Source organism: Rhodococcus sp. 320_ES, from assembly GCF_059691855.1.
In genome coordinates this window covers 48,068-65,537 of record NZ_JCAWAG010000007.1, presented here as the reverse complement: position 1 = coordinate 65,537, position 17,470 = coordinate 48,068, and the positions used below count along the sequence as shown (strand labels likewise).

Annotated in this window: 21 protein-coding genes; 13 read left to right on the top strand and 8 right to left on the bottom strand. The window is 64.6% G+C overall.

Translation table 11 applies throughout. From position 1 onward, the window contains the following. Window positions 1-18: 18 nt before the first annotated feature. Window positions 19-696, bottom strand: coding sequence for a response regulator transcription factor (locus tag AC59JP_RS22145; protein ID WP_497328000.1), 678 nt, complete (start codon window positions 694-696; stop codon window positions 19-21). A gap of 48 nt (window positions 697-744) precedes the next feature. On the opposite strand from AC59JP_RS22145, the gene AC59JP_RS22140 reads away from it, so the two are divergent. Next, window positions 745-3,978 carry a DEAD/DEAH box helicase gene (locus AC59JP_RS22140; RefSeq protein WP_497327999.1) on the top strand — a complete coding sequence of 1,078 codons (3,234 nt, stop codon included), beginning with the start codon at window positions 745-747 and terminating at the stop codon, window positions 3,976-3,978. Window positions 3,979-4,063: 85 nt separating this feature from the next. Here AC59JP_RS22140 and AC59JP_RS22135 read toward each other — a convergent pair whose 3' ends face one another. Together AC59JP_RS22135 and AC59JP_RS22130 are read right to left on the bottom strand one after the other, a co-directional pair. Further along, a complete protein-coding gene (locus tag AC59JP_RS22135; protein ID WP_497327998.1) occupies window positions 4,064-4,969 on the bottom strand; it encodes a hypothetical protein in 906 nt (301 codons plus the stop codon). Between the two features lie 112 nt (window positions 4,970-5,081). Next, window positions 5,082-5,531, bottom strand: coding sequence for a nucleoside deaminase (locus AC59JP_RS22130; protein ID WP_497327997.1), 450 nt, complete (start codon window positions 5,529-5,531; stop codon window positions 5,082-5,084). 103 nt (window positions 5,532-5,634) lie between these two features. On the opposite strand from AC59JP_RS22130, the gene AC59JP_RS22125 reads away from it, so the two are divergent. Then, window positions 5,635-5,931 (top strand): helix-turn-helix domain-containing protein, encoded by a 297-nt coding sequence (locus AC59JP_RS22125; RefSeq protein ID WP_497327996.1) that lies wholly within the window; start codon window positions 5,635-5,637, stop codon window positions 5,929-5,931. On the opposite strand, the gene AC59JP_RS22120 is transcribed toward AC59JP_RS22125, so the two are convergent. Both AC59JP_RS22120 and AC59JP_RS22115 read right to left on the bottom strand, forming a co-directional pair. Continuing rightward, complete coding sequence (locus AC59JP_RS22120) at window positions 5,928-6,515, bottom strand: ClpP family protease (protein ID WP_497327995.1); 588 nt, start codon at window positions 6,513-6,515, stop codon at window positions 5,928-5,930. The two genes, AC59JP_RS22125 and AC59JP_RS22120, sit on opposite strands and share 4 nt — an antisense overlap. After that, a complete protein-coding gene (locus AC59JP_RS22115) occupies window positions 6,512-7,120 on the bottom strand; it encodes a ClpP family protease (protein ID WP_497327994.1) in 609 nt (202 codons plus the stop codon). The genes AC59JP_RS22120 and AC59JP_RS22115 overlap by 4 nt, the downstream gene beginning before the upstream one ends. 160 nt (window positions 7,121-7,280) lie before the next feature. On the opposite strand from AC59JP_RS22115, the gene AC59JP_RS22110 reads away from it, so the two are divergent. The 5 genes from AC59JP_RS22110 (at window position 7,281) to AC59JP_RS22090 (ending at window position 10,523) form a co-directional block, all read left to right on the top strand. Beyond that, complete coding sequence (locus AC59JP_RS22110) at window positions 7,281-7,787, top strand: DUF3558 domain-containing protein (RefSeq protein WP_497327993.1); 507 nt, start codon at window positions 7,281-7,283, stop codon at window positions 7,785-7,787. A gap of 10 nt (window positions 7,788-7,797) precedes the next feature. Further along, a complete protein-coding gene (locus tag AC59JP_RS22105) occupies window positions 7,798-8,118 on the top strand; it encodes a hypothetical protein (protein ID WP_497327992.1) in 321 nt (106 codons plus the stop codon). A gap of 99 nt (window positions 8,119-8,217) precedes the next feature. Continuing rightward, the gene (locus tag AC59JP_RS22100) at window positions 8,218-9,387 is read left to right on the top strand and encodes a winged helix DNA-binding domain-containing protein (protein WP_497327991.1); all 1,170 of its coding nucleotides are present in this window, start codon (window positions 8,218-8,220) and stop codon (window positions 9,385-9,387) included. Window positions 9,388-9,413: 26 nt separating this feature from the next. Further along, complete coding sequence (locus AC59JP_RS22095) at window positions 9,414-9,788, top strand: DUF1801 domain-containing protein (protein WP_497327990.1); 375 nt, start codon at window positions 9,414-9,416, stop codon at window positions 9,786-9,788. A 132-nt stretch (window positions 9,789-9,920) separates the two neighbouring features. Then, complete coding sequence (locus tag AC59JP_RS22090; protein WP_497327989.1) at window positions 9,921-10,523, top strand: DUF6636 domain-containing protein; 603 nt, start codon at window positions 9,921-9,923, stop codon at window positions 10,521-10,523. A gap of 92 nt (window positions 10,524-10,615) precedes the next feature. Here AC59JP_RS22090 and AC59JP_RS22085 read toward each other — a convergent pair whose 3' ends face one another. Next, entirely contained in the window at window positions 10,616-11,095 is a 480-nt protein-coding gene (locus AC59JP_RS22085; protein ID WP_497327988.1) for an OsmC family protein, read from the bottom strand. A gap of 131 nt (window positions 11,096-11,226) precedes the next feature. Between AC59JP_RS22085 and AC59JP_RS22080 the strand changes: the two genes are divergently transcribed. From AC59JP_RS22080 to AC59JP_RS22070, 3 genes are read left to right on the top strand one after another with little or no spacing between them, the layout of a single operon-like run. After that, a complete protein-coding gene (locus tag AC59JP_RS22080; protein ID WP_497327987.1) occupies window positions 11,227-11,682 on the top strand; it encodes a hypothetical protein in 456 nt (151 codons plus the stop codon). Window positions 11,683-11,714: 32 nt separating this feature from the next. Then, window positions 11,715-12,584 (top strand): SCO6745 family protein, encoded by an 870-nt coding sequence (locus AC59JP_RS22075; protein WP_497327986.1) that lies wholly within the window; start codon window positions 11,715-11,717, stop codon window positions 12,582-12,584. Further along, a complete protein-coding gene (locus AC59JP_RS22070; RefSeq protein WP_497327985.1) occupies window positions 12,581-13,375 on the top strand; it encodes an acyl-CoA thioesterase in 795 nt (264 codons plus the stop codon). Before AC59JP_RS22075 ends, AC59JP_RS22070 begins: the two co-directional genes overlap by 4 nt. Here the strand turns inward: AC59JP_RS22070 and AC59JP_RS22065 are convergent. Beyond that, entirely contained in the window at window positions 13,363-14,061 is a 699-nt protein-coding gene (locus AC59JP_RS22065) for a carbon-nitrogen hydrolase family protein (RefSeq protein ID WP_497327984.1), read from the bottom strand. The genes AC59JP_RS22070 and AC59JP_RS22065 overlap by 13 nt on opposite strands. An 83-nt stretch (window positions 14,062-14,144) precedes the next feature. Here AC59JP_RS22065 and AC59JP_RS22060 point away from each other — a divergent pair, with 83 nt between their 5' ends. The 3 genes from AC59JP_RS22060 to AC59JP_RS22050 all read left to right on the top strand — a co-directional run bounded on the left by AC59JP_RS22060 (window position 14,145) and on the right by AC59JP_RS22050 (window position 16,694). Next, window positions 14,145-15,347, top strand: a complete 1,203-nt coding sequence (locus tag AC59JP_RS22060; protein WP_497327983.1) for a sensor histidine kinase — start codon at window positions 14,145-14,147, stop codon at window positions 15,345-15,347. Further along, a complete protein-coding gene (locus AC59JP_RS22055; protein ID WP_497327982.1) occupies window positions 15,344-16,363 on the top strand; it encodes a DUF8320 family protein in 1,020 nt (339 codons plus the stop codon). Before AC59JP_RS22060 ends, AC59JP_RS22055 begins: the two co-directional genes overlap by 4 nt. Before the next feature lie 73 nt (window positions 16,364-16,436). Beyond that, complete coding sequence (locus tag AC59JP_RS22050) at window positions 16,437-16,694, top strand: response regulator transcription factor (RefSeq protein WP_497327981.1); 258 nt, start codon at window positions 16,437-16,439, stop codon at window positions 16,692-16,694. 1 nt (window position 16,695) lies between these two features. On the opposite strand, the gene AC59JP_RS22045 is transcribed toward AC59JP_RS22050, so the two are convergent. Further along, window positions 16,696-17,358: a GntR family transcriptional regulator gene (locus tag AC59JP_RS22045; RefSeq protein WP_497327980.1), complete on the bottom strand. Its 663-nt coding sequence runs from the start codon at window positions 17,356-17,358 to the stop codon at window positions 16,696-16,698. Window positions 17,359-17,470 lie beyond the last annotated feature (112 nt).

Below are 17,470 nucleotides of genomic sequence, written 5' to 3'. Positions count from 1 at the left end.
CCGACAGTATGCGCCGGATCAGCGCCGGAAGCGCCGCGGAATGGGAAGCCAGCCGTCCTCGATCGCGCGCTTGTACAGATCGGTTTTCGTCGGTGCTGGACGCCCTACCGCGCTGTACTTGGCCCGGATCCGCCCGACGTACGCATTGACGGTCTCGGTCGACAGATCCGTCTGCGCGGCCACCCGACTGGTCGGCTCCCCCGCCGCGTACAGCTCCAACACCTGCCGCAGCCTCGGCGGCAGGTCGACGAAGTCCTCGTCGGAGTCGATGGCCGCGGCCCAGTCCATGGTGGCGAACTGCTCACCCGCCGCCGCGCACCGGATGGCCTCGACGATCTCCGACGGACGCGCCGACTTGCGCACCACACCCAGCACACCCGCCGCGGCGGCCTGACGAACCAGGTAGGGCTCATCACCCGAGGTGTACACCAGTGTTTTCATGCCCGCGTCACGCAGGCACTCGACGTTCGCTCGCGGGGAGGAACCGTCGGCCAGCCTGAGGTCGAGAATCACCAGGTCGAGGTCCGTGGTGACGGCCAGCAAGTCTGCCACCGTGTCCTCGCCGGCCACCACCGCCATGTCGTCGTGCTCGTCGGCGATCGCCGTCAGTCCTCGAACTATCGAATAGTGGTCGTCCACGACACCGATCCGCAGCACCCGCTTCTCGACGTCGTCGCGCACATCACCTCGCCCCATTGGACGATTCTGACGCACCGGTCGCCCGCTCGCCTACCCTCGACTGCGATGACCGCCTCTCTGCCCCGCCTCTCTGCCTCCGCGCCCGCCGCAATTCGTCGAACGTTCACGGGGGACAGCTACTCGCGCGGCGACGCATACGCCCGCGCTGGACGGGTATCGGGGTTGGAGTGGGACGGTCACGTGCTGCACGCGCGGGTGCGCGGTCAGCGGGCGGTTCCGTACGAGACTCGGGTGGACGTCATCGTCGACGACGGCGCCGTGGCCGGCATCTCCGATACGTCCTGCTCGTGCCCGATGAGGGTTCGATGCAAGCACTCCGCGGCTGTGGTGCTGCACGCAATCCGGTCGGCGGTGACGACAGCGCCTGCCCCGTCGCACTGGACGACTGTGCTCGAACCGCTGGTCGACGACGACACCGAGCAGTCCCATCTCGCGCTGCAGTTGTCCTTGGGGGCAACGAAGGAGCACCCCGGCTCCCTCCGTCTTCTCGCTCGTCCGTTGCGACGAGGGCGTACCGGGGCGTGGGCCACGACAGGTATCGCGTGGGACCGCATGCCGTACTCGCAGGATCGCGGGTTCGCGGAGCAGTTGGAGATCCTCGAGGAGTTGTACTCGCTGCACCTGGTCAAGTCCCGGGCCGGTCGGTCCCGGTACTCGTACCAGCAGATCGGAAACCTCGATCTCGGTGACCTGCCCGGCCGCTCGGTCTGGGGCGTTCTGGCCAGCGCACACGACGCCGGTCTCCCCCTCGTCCACGCCACTCGAACTTTTGGCGACATCCCGCCCATCGAGCAGGCGACGTTCGAAGTCGATGTGGTGTCGCACGATTCGGGATCGCTGACGGTGACCGGCCACACGACGGTCGACGGTGTGTCCCTCCCGAGTTCGGCGTTCTCCTTCGTCGGCGACGACGGCACGGGCCTCGTGCACTGGGATCCCGCGAACACCGACGAGCCCGCCAAACGCCCGTTTCGGTTGGCGCGCATGTCCACTCCCGTTCCGGCCGCACTCATGTCGATCGCGACGACGCCCGGTGGGTTGATGGTTCCGCGGGAGGACCGCGACTCGTTCTCCTCGCGCTACCTGCCCGCCATCCGGCGTACCACGTCCGTGGTGTCGTCCGACTCGTCGTTCCGCGAGCCCGTGATCGTCGGCCCCGCACTGGATCTGGTGATGACGTACTCGCCAGGACACCGAGTGTTGGTGTCGGGGCAGTGGCACTACACGGTCGACACCGTTCCGATGTACATCTCCACCGAGCGAGCGCCCGGAGGTGAGGCTCACCGCGACACTTCTTCCGAACTGGCCGTATTGACAGCGGTCGCCGAGATTCTCGACGTCCCCTCGCTCGGGGGAATGCTGCGGCCCTTCACCCGAGAGGGATTCGCGGCAGCGCAGCTGATGTCGTTCGGCGTTCCTGCATTGCAGAACATCGACGGCGTCACCGTAATCGTCACCGGTGAACCGCCGTCCTTCGCAGACGTCAGCGACGACATCTCGATCTCGGTGAGCACCAGCTCGATCCGCGGCAGCAACGACTGGTTCGATCTGGGAATCGACGTCATGGTCGACGGGACCACAGTGCCTGTCGCGGAGGTCATCTCGGGAATCGCACGCGGCGACTCCCACCTCATTCTGGCCGACGGCCGGTACTTCGACCTGGGATCCGATCAGCTGACACGACTGCGTGCACTGGTCGAGGAAGCACGCTCGCTGCAGGACGCACCGGGAAATTCTCTGCGCCTCAGCCGCTTCCAGGTGGGGTTGTGGGACGAGTTCGCAGCACTGGGAGTCGTCACGTCGCAGGCCGAGGCGTGGCAAGCGCAGGTGTCGGGACTGTTGATGCTCGACTCGCTCGAACCCGTCGAACCACCTGCGGGCCTGAATGCGACGCTGCGCACCTACCAGCTCGAAGGTTTGTCGTGGCTCTCGTTCGTCTACACCCACGGGCTCGGCGGAATCCTGGCCGACGACATGGGTCTCGGAAAGACCATTCAGACGCTCTCGCTGATTCAGAAGCAAAGCGAGACAACGGGACTGGTATCCCCGTTCTTGATCGTCGCGCCCACGAGCGTCGTGCACAACTGGGCACGAGAAGCCGCCACCTTCACCCCCGGTCTCCGCGTCGTCACCGCGTCGGAGACCCAAGCCCGCCGCGGCCGGAGCATCGTCGACATCGCGGAGGGCGCCGACATCGTCGTCACGTCGTACACCATCTTCCGCATCGATTTCGACGACTTCGACTCGCGCACATGGTCAGGACTGGTGCTCGACGAAGCTCAGTCGGTCAAGAATCACCAGGGAAAGTCGTACCAGTGCGCCCGACGACTGGAGACCCCGTTCAAGCTGGCCATCACCGGCACACCGATGGAGAACAGCGTGATGGAACTGTGGTCGCTGCTGTCCATCACCTCCCCCGGACTGTTCCCGTCGCCGCGCGTGTTCACCGAGATGTACCGCAAACCGATCGAAAACGACGGTGACAGCGACGTTCTCGCCCGACTGCGTCGACGCATCCGCCCGCTCGTGATGCGCCGCACCAAGGAGTTCGTGGCGACCGACCTGCCCCCGAAACAGGAAGTCACCGTCGAGGTCGACCTGAATCCGGCGCACCAGCGTCTCTACGACCTGACGTTCAACCGTGAACGTCAGAAGATTCTCGGACTCCTCGGGGAGCTGGACAAGAACCGGTTCACCATCCTCACGTCGCTGACGTTGCTGCGTCAGCTCAGCTTGGATCCGTTCCTCATCGACCCCCAGTACGCCGACGTCTCCAGCTCCAAGACCGACGAACTGATCGACCAGTTGGACGAGGTGATCGCCGGAGGCCACCGCGCCCTGGTGTTCAGCCAGTTCACCGGATACCTCTCGCGCGTGCGAGAACGATTGTCTGCGAGCGGAATCGAGACCGAATACCTCGACGGCCGCACCCGCAACCGCGGCGCCGTACTGGAGCGGTTCCGCACTGGTTCGGCGCCGGTGTTCCTGATCTCGTTGAAAGCAGGCGGCGTCGGCCTCACCCTCACCGAAGCCGACTACTGCTTCGTCCTCGACCCGTGGTGGAACCCGGCCACCGAAGCCCAGGCCGTGGACCGCACCCACCGCATCGGTCAGACGAAGACGGTGTTCGTGAACCGCTACGTCGCGCGCGGGACCATCGAGGAGAAAGTGATGGCGTTGAAGGAGCGCAAGGCAGCGCTGTTCCGAAGCGTGATGGACGACGGTGCGGCGTTCAGCTCGACGTTGTCCGCGGACGATATTCGGGGGTTGGTGGAGTAGCTTGGGTTGGTCGAGTAGCTTGGGTTGCTCGATAGGCGCATGGTTTTGCCATGGGCGTACGTCTCGACGTGCGCCTATGGCGATGTCATAGGCGAATCGTCAGCGGCGGCGGAAGTCGTGCTGCTCGCTGAAGTCCCCGCCTCAGCGTGACGGCACCGGCGTCGCTCGACAGGTCGCCCCACGTCCACCGCACGACCACCCAGCCGAGCGACGTCAGTTCGTCTTCGCGCTTCTTCTCCGCGAACAGTGCCTCCTGCGAGGTGTACTTCACCTTCCCGTCGAACTCCAGGATCACACCGCCGATCAGCATGTCTGGTCGCATCACCCGCAGGGTGTTCGGATTGCGCAGCGCGATTTGCAGTTCGGGCGCCGGAAAGCCGTAGCGCTGGAGGTAGACCCGGCTACGCGACTCTCCGACTGACTCGGCTCGACCGTCCGCGAAGGCCACGACTCGTTTCGCAGCGCTGATTCCTGTCAGGCCGGCGCTCGCGTGGACGACTCGTGTGACCTCGTCTCTTGTCGTTCTTGTCAGTGCCGAGTCCATCACGCACACAGCAGCTTCGAACGGCAACGTTCGCGCCAGATCCACTGCCGTCTTGGCCGCCGACGTCACGGTCAGTCCGTCCTTGTGGACCAGGTCGCCGAGGCGGTTGGGGTGCACGTGCAGCGTCGCCGTCCTTCGACCGTGATGTCGCGAGTCGACGCTGAGGTGCACGCGTGAGAGGTCCGGGTTCCACATGCTCAGACCGTGGAGTACGGCAGCGGACTGATGGCTGACCACCGGCCTGCTGCACGCCGACGCGGCTGCCCGGACGGACAGCACGTGCCGCTGCTCCGCTGTCATGGCCTCGTACGCCGCCGCGTCCGCATAGGCGCCGTGGCCCAGGGCGACAAGGGTGCGAGCACGTAGCCCGCGCTTGATCTCGTTGTCGGTCACACCTATCGCGGCGAGACCGGTCCGAGTGTGGAAGATGCCGAAAGGAAAGTCCATGGATGCAGCGTGGACTTATCGGGGTACTTCGTGCTGACGGTTATCCACAGGCTCGCGGTTTCGCCATACGCACACGTCTCGACGTGCGCCGATGGCACAAGCGCAGGTGGATCTATGCCACGGACGCCCGCATCGCCGCCAACGCCTCCGGTTCGCATTCGGGACCCACCACCACGATGTCGGCGTTCGACGCTTCGATCACCGTCGCGCACGACAGCTCGATGCGCGGACCACCCGGAACCACCGTGGCACAGCCTGCGCTCGACGCAGCGAACACAATCTGTGCGACTCCCGCCCACACGCACGCGGCCGCGCACATCGGGCAGGGCTCTCCGCTTGCGTAGACAGTCGATCCGGCCAGCTGGTCTGCCGTCAATTGTTGCAGCGCCATGAGTTCGGCGTGCGCACTGATGTCCCCGGTCGACGCGACTTCGTTGCGCCCCTCAGCCAGCACCACCCCGGTTGTTCCGACTACCACCGCTCCGTAGGGACGGTTTCCCGCCTCGCCCGCCTCGACGGCCAGCGCGATACTGCGGGCAAGGTGGTCGTTGTTCTCCGGCATCGTTGCCTCCATGCGTCAGTCGACTACTTCCAGAGACGATACGGATCTCTGCTGTGAGCAGAATCGACGAGCCTGCCCGACGACACGGGGCTAGGGTTCGACCATGGGAGAGCTCATTCGTCTCGATACGCGTCGGCCATCCGTGGAACCACTCTGGCGTGAGGTGGTCGGTCGACGACTGCGCGAGCATCGTCGTCGGCGAGGGCAGACGTTGGCCGGCACCGCATCTCGCGCCGGAATCTCGCCTCAGTACCTCTCCGAGCTCGAGCGGGGCCGCAAGGATCCGTCGAGCGAGATCCTCGCGGCCGTCGTCGGAGCGCTCGGCACCTCGGTGGCCGAGATTGCCGGTCAGGCGCAGCACGACCTGTCCCGCGGCACCACCACGATGATGGCGGCCTAGCGACCCTCCAGAACCTGGTCGACGATTCCGTACTCCAGTGCTCTCGGAGCCGTCAGCACGAGGTCGCGGTCGGTGTCGTGCCGCAGCGTCGAGGCGTCGCGGCCCGTGTGTTTCGCGAGAATCGACTCCATCTCCGCACGTACCCGCACTACTTCGTCGGCAGCGAGAATGAGGTCCGGGATGGTGCCGCGCCCCTGCGCCGCCGGTTGATGGAGCACGACCCGACTGTGCGTCAATGCCGACCGCCGGCCCGGCGCCCCAGCAGCCAGCAAGACCGCGCCTGCCGCCACCGCCTGCCCGACACATGTTGTGGCAACTGGTGATCCAATGAACTGCATCGTGTCGTAGACGGCCAGCATCGCTGCAGTATCACCGCCTTCGCAGTTGATGTACATCGAGATTTCCTGGTCGGGCGAGTCTGCTTCCAGATGAAGAAGCTGTGCGATCAGCGCGTTCGCGACGCCGGCGTCGATGCCGGTACCGAGGTAGACAATGCGCTCGCTGAGCAGATGGGAGTACACGTCGACGACGCGTTCACCCCTCGAATCGCGAGTGATGACGTTGGGGATCGTGTAGGTGCTCATCGAGCCATCTCCATTCCGAACGGAACGCGTCTGATAGGCATGACCTGGTCGAACGAGTCAACGATCGCATCGACGAATCCGTAATCGCGTGCAGCGTCGGCGGTGAACCACCGATCGTGCAGCGAGTCCTCGAAGATCTGCTCGCGGGATTGGCCGGTGTCGTCTGCGATGAGACCGAGCACGGTGTCGCGAGTGTGCCGCAGATCGTTCGCCTGCACCTCCACCTCCACGGCCGATCCACCGATACCGGAGGATCCCTGATGCATCAGAATCCGCGCGTGCGGGAGGGCGTACCGCTTGCCCCGGGTACCCGATGACAGAAGGAATTGTCCAGCGCTGCAGGCCAACCCGAGCGCGAGTGTCGATACGTCGCACGGGACGAGTCGCATCACGTCGCGGATCGCCAACATCGCCGGCACCGATCCGCCCGGTGAATGAATCCAGAGGGCAATATCGGCCGACGCATTCTCTGCGGCCAAGGTCAGCAGGTGGGTGGTGAGGACGGTGCCGTTGTCGTCGTCCAGCGGTCCGTCGAGTACCAGAACGCGGTGGCGCAGAAGTTGGTTGCGGAGGTCTGGCGGGAACATTCTCGGGCTGTCGGTCATGGTTCGAGTCTGCAGTGCCAATGTGGCTGCGGGCCAGCGGTTCTGCTGTGGGCAGCGCGTCTGCTATGAGCAGAGGGGCACAGTGGGGTTTTGCTTCTAGCGGTTGCCGTGGTGGAACCGATACGGTTCCTGGTGCGTCCAAGGTCTCAGGGGGTGGGGAATGCGTCGGCTGTGGGTGGCAATGCTCGGACTTGTCGTGGCCGGATGCGGGCAGTCCGTCGAGGGCACACCGGTCGTCGACGCATCCAGCTTCGAACTGTTCGACCCCTGCGAGATCCCGGCGGACTCGGTTCGAGCAACCGGTGCCAATCCGGACGACGTCGTGGCGACGGACTATTTTGGGGTCGAGGCCAAGGACTGGGATCTGTGCACCTGGGACGCCGGGTGGTACTACCTGACGGTGTTGTCGACGACGCACACGATTGGGGAGATTCGGAGTAATCCGCAAAGTACGGACTTCGTCTCGGTGAAGGTGGGTGACCGGGATGCGGTGAGTTACGTAGCTGTGTACGACACGGCACGTGACTATTGCGATGTTGCATTCGCATGGGCCAGAGGTTCGATAGTCGTGAGCGTCGGTACAAAAGGTGGCCTCCCCAAAGCTGAGGCGCCCTGTGATGCCGCGATGCGATCAGCCCAGATTCTCGATCCAATACTTCTTAAATGACGGGGCAAAAATGACCGAAACACTCGTTCTCGAGCCAGGAGCAGCGGAGAGTTGCGCTGCGGCCTGCCGGCAGTATGCGGGAAGCCTCCGCGACCTCAAGAACAGGGCGTTCTACTTGACCAACATCGAAGCCTTCGGCACCCTCCCCTCCGGCCAAGCCCTCGGCAACAAGTTCCTCCAACTGGCCATCGGCTCAGACGCCTCGTTTGCCTCGGTGATCCAGCAGCACATCGACATCGCCGACCGCATGGCCGAGACCTTCCTCGCCGCAGGCCGGGCGTACACCGAAACCGAGGCGGCGAACACTGCACGGCTCACCTCCTCCGGATAGGCGCACCGAATCGCCATAGGCCCACGTCGAGCCGTGGGCCTATCGCCATACCGTGCGCTTATCGCAGACAACAGCCCTCCGACCGGCCACACTGGCACCGTGAAGATCACCGACGCTCAACGCCGGGCCAGGCTGACGCGCTACCAACTCGCGATGTCGGAGAGTCCGAACAGCATCGTGTCCTCCATGCTCGCCCTCCACGCCACGGACCCGGCCAGCGTCTACCTGTCGTTCTTCGCTCGGTCGAAGTCGCTCACCGTCGAGGACGTTCGAGCCTCGATGTACCAGGACCGCAGCCTGCTTCGCATGATGGCGATGCGCCGGACGATGTTCGTCGTGAAGGCGGAGGACGTCCCGCTGTTCCACTCCGCGGCGAGCGTCGGGGTCGCACGCGTGATGCGGGCACGGCTGATCAAGCAGGTGTCGACGCTGCCGACGGACCCCGTCGTCGAGGACGTCGACGCCTGGCTCGCCGATCTCGAGCGGGACACGCTTGCAGAGCTGCGCCGACTCGGAACCGCCACGGGGGCGGAGTTGTCTGCGGCCGTACCGGGATTGCGGACTGCGTTGTTGCCCACGACCGACAAGGTCTACGACGTCAAGCAAAACGTCACCTCGCAGGTGCTCGTGATGTTGGCGGCGGAGGGGCACATGGTCCGGTCCGAGCCGCGCGGCAAGTGGACCTCGCGTCACCACACGTGGGCACCGATCGAGCACTGGCGGCCAGATGGGATCGAGGACATCGACGAGGCAACGGCGCGAACGGAGTTGGCCCGGCGGTGGCTCGAAGTGTTCGGTCCCGCGACGCCCGAAGACCTGCAGTGGTGGACGGGTTGGAACAAGACCCAGACCAAGGCGGCGGTCGCGTCACTCGACACTGTCGATGTGCAGCTGGCCGAAGGTGACGGGATTATGTTGTCGGGCACGGACTTCCCGCGGAAGAAGGCAGGAGTCGCCCTCCTGCCCTCGCTGGATCCGACGCCCATGGGGTGGAAACGTCGCGACTGGTACCTCGGCGATCACGGACCGAAATTGTTCGACACGTTCGGCAACATAGGCCCGACCATCTGGTCCGACGGTCGCATCGTTGGTGGGTGGTCCGTCAGCTCGACCGGCGACGTGATCACCGAGATGTTCGACGACGTCGGCTCGGCCGCAACCACAGCCGTCGAGGCGGAAGCCGCGAGGCTGACAACACTGTTGGACGGAATGCCGATCGTGCCGTCGTTCCCCACCCCCACCGACAAGAAGCTGCGCGGACGCGCCTGACAGCGATCACGCGTAATCTTTGCGCCGTGACTCCGAGCGACGAGATCGACAACCTGATTGCCACGCATCCGGATTGGCGTGGTGCGGCGTTGGCCGAGGCACGCCGCATCGTCCTCGCTGCCGATTCGGCGGTCACCGAGGACTGGAAGTACATGGGTTCCCCCACGTGGGAGGTCGACGGGATCCTGATCGTCGGCGACATCTTCAAGAAGAAGGTGAAACTGGGCTTCATGTACGGCGCGTCTCTCGACGATCCGAAGGGTGTGTTCAACGGGGAGCTGGGCGGTAAGCAGCGCCGATCCTACGAGCTGTACGAAGGCGACACCATCGACGAGGACGCGCTGACCGGCTTGGTGCAGGCGGCGATCGAGTTCAACCGGGCACGCAAGACCAAGAAGTAGGAAATGATCCGTTGATCGTCAACAGTCCGTTGAACTTTCGACCACTACCGTCCCCGAATCGTTACGTTCGAATCGCTAACGACACCGACTCGCCGACGGATAAACCTCCCAACAACCCGTCGAGGAGGACCCATGTTCCGAAAGCTCGCTCTGGTCGCCGCCGTAGCAGCCGCGATGTCCGTTTCCGCGTGTGGAGGGCAAGCCGAACCCACGTCCGACTCGCTCACCACCTCGGCGGGCAGTCAACCGGCATTGACAACCTCCCTACCCACCCTGACCAGGACCAGTTCAGCCGCGCCGGTGACCGAGACCGTCACAGAGACCGCGTCTGCTCCCGATGCACCCGTCACCGCTGTCGACCCGTCCACCTTCGAGGACGGCAACGGTATTTCCTGGACGTCCCCGACGGGCAACATTGCGTGCAGGATTTCCTCGCTCGACTACGGGTCGGGTTGCCAGGCTGCGGATGCTCCAGTCCCTCCCGGTGCCAGCTGCGCGAACTCGACGTTCACGGTCGATCAGCTCACCAAGGGCTTCTTCATGAAGCAGTCGACCATCGAGCCGGCGTGCTTCAATCAGGGCGTCTTCTATTCGCAGACTCCGAAAGTGTTGCAGTACAACCAATCCATCGCGATGAACGGCTACACCTGCGCCTCACGCGAGGATGGCATGACATGCACGAACGACGGCGGCTTCGGCTTTCAACTGTCTGCTCAAGTGGCGCGGCTGTTCTGAGAACAACGTCCTGGCGAGCATCCCGGTCGTATTCTCGACGAGGATGACGAGACGAACCATCATCGCGAAGGCGCTCGTTGCGGGGACCAGTCCTATCGGGTGAGCTCCGCGTTCGTCCACTCGTTGACGAACTCCAGCCCGCTTCGGACGAAGAGCTGCGACAGAGGGCACCGACGCTCCACCTCGGACACGAACGTCTCGAAGGTGGCCTGGTCCGCGTCGGTCTGCAGAGTGGCCTGGACCGTCACGGTGTCGAAGTTGGCGTTGCCCTCGGAACCCTTGACCAGAACCTCGGTGTCGAGATCGCCCTGGACACGGAAGGTGAACTCGCCCAACGTGATACCAAGGTCTTTCGCGACGAGCGCGGCGGTGACCTGATTGCACGACGTCAGTGCGCCGAGGACGTAGAACAGGGGGCTGGGTGCTTCGTCCTTGCCACCGAAGGCCGGGTAGGCGTCGGTGTCGAACTCGTGTCCGGCGTCTCCCTGGACGACGAGGTGCTGGGCCACGCCGGTTCCGCGGGCGTCGAGCACGAACGGAACGACGGAGGTGCGAATAGTGCTGGTAGTCATGGTCCCACCATCACCCCGAGCCACGGCGTCCAACACTGTTGCACTCGAGGTGATTCAAATCTTGACTACGGGTAACGATTCTGGGTCGCGGACCGACACACGGACACCACCGTCGACACCGAGGAGTCATCATGCGCTCGATCACCAAAGCAGCACTGGTCGGAGCCGCCGCGCTCGCCATGTCGTTGACGGGAGCCGGCGTCGCGTCGGCCATCGACTACCCCGCACCGGTCCCGGTCTCGCCGGACGCCTACCTGCAGGGAGACACGGTCTACTTCTCGAGCGGTTCCCTCAACTGTTCGATCAAGCCGACCGGCGTCGTCGGCTGCGACATCGTCGGCGGCCAATTCCTGACTCAGGTGCCGTTCTCCCCCAAGGTCTACGACATCGCGATCGACGTCCCCTGGTTTCCCGCTCACCCGACCTTCGGCATCGGCGGCCCCCACGGACGCGCGGGAAGCAAGCAGTTGGAGGGATCGGTGAGCTATGGCGGCGCCAACTGCCAGGTCGGCTTCAAGGGCGCGCTGACCTGCACATCCATGGGTCACTCGTTCACAGCCTGGACGCCTTACCTGACCGTCAGCTGACCCCGGAGTGGTCATGGGTACGTTCAATACTCATGACCACCTCGCCGGAGCTCGCACGCGCTGCCTACAAGACGTTCGAGCGGTATCACATCACCGCGTATTTCAACCCCGACCTGACCCAGGCGGGGACGGACACCGGGCTCGACGGGCATGCCTGGTACGTCGGATCTCGCGCAGCTCCGATGGGGGCGTGCGCCCCGAGCGTCGTCGCGGCGGCGTTCTACAACTTCAACCCGACGTTGATCGACCGTTCGTGGCCCAAGGCCCTGGATGCCGGCCTCGATACCATTGCTGCCCGTCGGTGGGCCGCACTCGACCGCGTACTTGGTGACGCCCTCGGACCGCTCGTCGACGAACCTCATCTCGTCGAGGTGGCGGACCGACTGCGTGACATCGGCGACACCGCGTCCTTCGCGGGCCGCCCACTGGCCGCCGCGTGGCATTCCTCGGAGCGCCCGGACGCACCCCACCTGAAACTGTGGCATTCAATTGCGGTGCTGCGGGAGTGGCGCGGCGACGGTCATCTCGCCGCCTTGGTCGACGCCCAGTTGGACCCGACGGAAGCGAACGTGTTCCACGAGGCCAAGCATCTGGATCCCGACATCCGTCGCGGCGGACTCGGTCGACGCATCACCCAGCTGACGCGCGGATGGTCCGACGACGAATGGGATTCCGCCGCACAGCGTCTCGTCGAGCGTGGGTTGCTGTCGGTTGCCGACGGCGCAGAAACCTTGACCGCCGACGGCGTCACCCTCGATCAGCACATCGAGGACCGCACCGACATCATGGCCTCGGCCGTGTGGAACGACGTGCCCGACGCGGACGAGCTCATCACCAGCGTTCGCCCGTACGTGAAGGCCGTGATCGACGCCGGTTTCCTGCCGGGAACGAAGAAGAAATGACCCACAACTTCGACGACGCCCTCGCGCTGGAAAGCCTGGGAGACGGCAACTATCGCGGACGGACCTCCGCACCGTTCAACAACATGGTCGGGCCGTTCGGTGGACTGACTGCCGCACTGCTCGTCCGTGCAGTCGAGCTACACCCGGACCGTCACGGTGATCCGCTGATCGTCACGGTGAACTTCGCCGGCCCCATCGCCGAGGGCGACTTCGAGATCACCACGCGCGCAGTGCGAACCAATCGCAGCAACCAGCACTGGTACATCGAACTGCACCAGAACGGAACGATCGCGACGACGGCCACCGCCGTGTTCGGCACCCGCCGCGACACCTGGGATTCCGACGAGGCCGTGCAACCGGACGTTCCAGGACCCGACGGTATCGATCCGATCGACTTCCCGACGATGATCGCGTGGGCCGCGAACTACGAGATGCGCTACCTGAGAGGCGCTCTCACCGAGACCGAAGCGGCCGATTCGGTCGGCACACTGTGGATCAGAGACAATCCGCCGCGCCCGCTGGACTTCGCTGCGCTGACGTCGCTGAGCGACACCTTCTACCCCCGCGTCTTTCAGCGACGCGGGAAGTACCTGTCCGCCGGCACCATCTCGCTGACTGTCCACTTCTTCGCGACCGCCGACGACCTCGCCGCGCAGGGCGACGACTTCCTCCTGGCCACCGCCCACGCACGACGGTTCCACCGCGGGTACCACGACCAGACAGCCGAATTATGGAGCACCGCAGGCACTCTCCTCGCCACCGGACATCAGCTGGTGTACTACAAGGACTGATGTATCGTGACCGCGGTGTAGTCGCCGGCGAGTTCGCTTGCCTGCGCCAGCGTCTCGCCGTACGGCGACACGATCGACGAGTGGCCCGCAGCCCGGTCGTACCCTTCGCCGGTCGGTCCCGCGAAACTGGCCATCGCGACGTACGCGTCGCAACGAGAGGCGATGTCCGTTGCTCGCCGGCGTTGCTCCGCGAGTTCAGACCGATGATGCACCACGCCACACGCGTAGACGTCGACGTCCAGAGCTGCTGTGGCGGTGATGTGTTCGTCGACTCCGGTGTCTTTGCAGACGCCCAAGCCGAATCGCCATCCGTCGATCTCGATGGCCGTGGCACCGGGGCCGGCCTCGAAATGCGACTTCTCGTCCTCGGCGAGAAACGATTTTCGGTACGCGACGCTGACGCCATCGGAATCGACCCGCAGTATTGCGATGGCTCGTTGTCCGTCGTGCTCGATCGGAGCCCCCACCAACGCGTACGTCACCACCGCTCTGCACGCGAGGACGAGTTCGTTCAATCCGTCGAGGTCCACCGGATCGGCGTCGAGGCGATAACCGGTCAGCGACATCTCGGGGAAGACCATCACGTCGGCTCGCGCCGCCAGTACGAGCGCGGCGTGTGCGCTGACCGACGCCGACAGGTCGGTACCGACCAGCGGTTGCCCGACGGCGATGCGCAGCGACTCCATGTACCCATCCTCACATCGAAAGTACTTCCAGTCATTCGAACGTAGGACAGACAGTTCCGCACGGCTCGTGCTCTCATGGTCGGATGGAGGAGCGTCTGCAGACTGCTCCCCTCGACCCCCTGAATTCCTCTGCTTCCCTCCGCATCACGCAACAATTCTCCATCTTCCTCGGCATCGGCTACGTTTTCTACCTCGGCATGCTGGCGCCTGACATTCATCGTGCATTCGCGGTGACGGCCCCCTGGTGGAATGTGGTTGCGCTACCGGCTTTCTTCGGCCCCGGCATCGCCATGGGTGTGCTGGGATGGCGATCGTCCGAGGCGCAGCTCCGCGTCCTCGCCGCTACGTCCGTGATTGGATGCTTTGTCTCGCTGGCACTCTGGCCCGTCGGATGGAACGGTGGGTTGATCGAGAACAACAAAGGCATGTGGTTCTCGCAATTCATCGGTCTACCGGGACTTGCAGCAGCCGCAGCGTGGCGGCCCAGATGGGCGTTTCTGACTCTGGGCGTGGTGGTGGTCGGCGCCGCAGCTATCAACCACGAGGTCCGCGCCCCTGCATTCAATGGCCCCCTCTATCCCGAGATCGCGTTCTCGTTCGCGTTCTGCATCGTGCCGGTCGCGGCCGGCATCATGGCCATCCGCACGGCCGGGGTGCTGGACCGTACCCGCAATCAGGCCTTCGTCGACGCTGCGGAGACCGGTGCCGTGCGCGCCCGCGCCGACGAGCGACGCCGGTTCGACGAGCTCACTCACGACAGCGTGATGTCGACGCTGTTGGCCGCCGCTCGTGAGGGCAGCTCAGTGGAGCTGGCACGTCAGGCGTCGCGAACACTCGATGCCATCGACGACATGCAGTCGGGAGCCGACGACGATCAGCAACTCGGTGCTGCGCAGAGCGTGGCGGTGATCCAGGCGGTGGTGGCCGCCATCGACCCGGGTCTGCGCGTCGACGTCGACACTCAGCTGCCTGATGTCGTCTTCCCCGCCGGGGTTGTCCGCACCCTGGCGTCGGCGACGTCGGAAGCGCTCCGTAACAGCGTTGTTCACGCCGGTCCATTAACGACGCGATCAGTCCGTGTCGCCCTGGCGGAGGGTCCTTCACTTCGGATCGAGATCGCCGACGACGGCGTGGGCTTCGATCCGGCGAGCGTTCCTCCACACCGGTTGGGAATTGCGGTGAGCATTCACGGACGGTTGCGCCAACTTCCCGGTGGCTCGTCGTCCGTCGTCTCGCGCCCCGATCACGGCACCCGCGTCAGTGTGTCCTGGACAGCCGCACAGTGACGCCGGAGCAGGACGTTCGCACCCTCCTCGGGATGCACACGCAGGCAGCCAAGGTAGTTGTCGTCGTGTACATCGTCGCGATCTCGGTGTCAGCCTTCGCGAACCTTCAGGGTGTCAGCTCCGTCTGGCCCGTCGTCGGGGCGGTGGCGCTCATCTCCGCCGGGGTGATCGCGTTGATCGCAGCGCCCGGTGATCCGTTGCCGCGCAGCACAACTCTCGCACTGTCCTCGATCGGACCGCTCGCATCGGTACTTGTGCTGTGGGTGCTCCCCGTCCCGATGGTGACGCCCCTACAAGGCTGGACCCACGGAGCAGCGACCACCGTTCTGTGTTTCATGTGCGTTCGGGGTCGGCGAATTCCACCATGGCTCAGCCTGTTTGCGATGATCGCGATCTACGGCGCATGGGGATCCTGGACAGGAAGCACATTCGCCGCAGAAGCGGGCAAGGTCGTCATCGACGCCACCCCCTTGGCGATGGCCACAATCCTGTCCTTCACCCTCCGTCCCACCGCAAAGGCCGTGTTCACGTTGCGCGCCCGGTCGGAGCGGCAGATCGAAGAACAGTCCGCGTTGGCAGCAGCCGTTGCCGAGCGCACCGAGCAACGCAATCGGCTCGACCGTCTGGCCAGGCCGCTCCTGACCCGAATAGCCAGCGACATTCCACTCACCGTCCACGAGCGCATCGAGTGCGAGCTGTTGGAAGCTCATCTGCGGGATCATCTCCGTGCACCGGCTCTGTCGACACCGCTGGTCGACGAGGCCGCACTCGAAGCCCGTCGACGTGGGGTCGAAGTCCTTCTGATCGATGATGGAGGTCTGGACGACGCGGACCCCTGGGTGGTCGATCGCGTGCGATCTCAGGTGGCAACGGTCCTGGCGTCGGCTCAGTCCGGCGCGGTGCGAGTGCGAATTCTCCCGCCGGGCCGCGAGACGGTGGCGTCGGTCTACGTCGAGGATTCGTCGTCGAGGCGAATCAGCATCGACGCGAACGGAGTCGATACTTTCAGCACGTAACCGTGACCCCCGAACTGGTGTCACGAAAAGTCGCGTCTGTCCGTTCCGGGCCGCCCTCACTAGCGTTCCGAGGGTGACCGCTCCCCCGCTTTCGCCGCCGTTCGAACGGCCCGCCCTGAGCCCCCGCGAAATAGCAGTACTGCGGGAATGGTTGTTGTGTGATTCGAAAAGCAAGGCCGCGCGGCGGTTGTTCATCGCGCCCTCGACGCTCAGCACGCACATCGCGAGAATCCGGGACAAGTACGAGGACTGTGGGCGGTCCGCGTCGACCAAGGCATCGTTGCTGTGCCGGGCACTGCAGGACGGGCTGATCGATATCGAGGATCTGTGAGTCAGCTCGCCGACAACTGGCGCCACGTTCGCACGAGGTTGCTGAACTCCTTCACCTGAACCAATACGTGGTCCCGTGCCGCGGTCTCGGCGGCAGCCGCGTCTCCGCGGGCGATCGCGTCGGCAATGACCCGGTGTTCTGCCATCGACCGCCGCATCCTGTCGGGTACACGCAACTGGAGTCGTCGGTAGGGCTGCAGTACCCGCTTCAACGCAAATGCCTGTTGACGCAGGTAGTCGTTGCCACACGAATCGTTGATGATGCCGTGGAAGCGCGCGTTCGCGTAGTAGTACGCATCCGCGTTGCCGCTGATTGCGTGCTCCTCGCATTCCTGCAGTGCCACTTCGAGTTCGGCGAGTGCGTCGCGTTCGATACGGCCCGCCGCGAGTCGCGCAGCCATGCCCTCCAGTTCGGCCATCACCTCGAAACGCTCGGCCACTTCCGAGATACCGAGTTCGGTGACGTACGTGCCTTGCTTGGGACGAATTTGCACCAGACCCGACCGCTCGAGCGCCTGCAGCGCCTCACGGATGGGCGTGCGTGAGCAGCCGAACTCTTTTTCGAGTTGGGTCGGATCGAGGCGTGCGCCCGGCCGGTAGTGGCCGTCGAGGACGGCGTTCTCCAGCGCATCGCGCACTCGCTGGGATTCGGGAACTCGAATCATGGCCACCTCCTGCGAAATAGATTAACCGATCCAAGGGGTGGTGCAGCTCACAATTATCCGCTACCGTCGCTGTTATATATATCACGCGCTTCGAAATATACCGCTTGGACAA

Bases quoted from the DNA above. Each gene is read 5' to 3' on its own strand.
- AC59JP_RS22145 (WP_497328000.1), bottom strand. From the start codon at position 696: ATGGGGCGAGGTGATGTGCGCGACGACGTCGAGAAGCGGGTGCTGCGG.
- AC59JP_RS22140 (WP_497327999.1), top strand. From the start codon at position 745: ATGACCGCCTCTCTGCCCCGCCTCTCTGCCTCCGCGCCCGCCGCAATT.
- AC59JP_RS22135 (WP_497327998.1), bottom strand. From the start codon at position 4,969: ATGGACTTTCCTTTCGGCATCTTCCACACTCGGACCGGTCTCGCCGCG.
- AC59JP_RS22130 (WP_497327997.1), bottom strand. From the start codon at position 5,531: ATGCCGGAGAACAACGACCACCTTGCCCGCAGTATCGCGCTGGCCGTC.
- AC59JP_RS22125 (WP_497327996.1), top strand. From the start codon at position 5,635: ATGGGAGAGCTCATTCGTCTCGATACGCGTCGGCCATCCGTGGAACCA.
- AC59JP_RS22120 (WP_497327995.1), bottom strand. From the start codon at position 6,515: ATGAGCACCTACACGATCCCCAACGTCATCACTCGCGATTCGAGGGGT.
- AC59JP_RS22115 (WP_497327994.1), bottom strand. From the start codon at position 7,120: ATGACCGACAGCCCGAGAATGTTCCCGCCAGACCTCCGCAACCAACTT.
- AC59JP_RS22110 (WP_497327993.1), top strand. From the start codon at position 7,281: ATGCGTCGGCTGTGGGTGGCAATGCTCGGACTTGTCGTGGCCGGATGC.
- AC59JP_RS22105 (WP_497327992.1), top strand. From the start codon at position 7,798: ATGACCGAAACACTCGTTCTCGAGCCAGGAGCAGCGGAGAGTTGCGCT.
- AC59JP_RS22090 (WP_497327989.1), top strand. From the start codon at position 9,921: ATGTTCCGAAAGCTCGCTCTGGTCGCCGCCGTAGCAGCCGCGATGTCC.
- AC59JP_RS22085 (WP_497327988.1), bottom strand. From the start codon at position 11,095: ATGACTACCAGCACTATTCGCACCTCCGTCGTTCCGTTCGTGCTCGAC.
- AC59JP_RS22080 (WP_497327987.1), top strand. From the start codon at position 11,227: ATGCGCTCGATCACCAAAGCAGCACTGGTCGGAGCCGCCGCGCTCGCC.
- AC59JP_RS22075 (WP_497327986.1), top strand. From the start codon at position 11,715: ATGACCACCTCGCCGGAGCTCGCACGCGCTGCCTACAAGACGTTCGAG.
- AC59JP_RS22070 (WP_497327985.1), top strand. From the start codon at position 12,581: ATGACCCACAACTTCGACGACGCCCTCGCGCTGGAAAGCCTGGGAGAC.
- AC59JP_RS22065 (WP_497327984.1), bottom strand. From the start codon at position 14,061: ATGGAGTCGCTGCGCATCGCCGTCGGGCAACCGCTGGTCGGTACCGAC.
- AC59JP_RS22060 (WP_497327983.1), top strand. From the start codon at position 14,145: ATGGAGGAGCGTCTGCAGACTGCTCCCCTCGACCCCCTGAATTCCTCT.
- AC59JP_RS22045 (WP_497327980.1), bottom strand. From the start codon at position 17,358: ATGATTCGAGTTCCCGAATCCCAGCGAGTGCGCGATGCGCTGGAGAAC.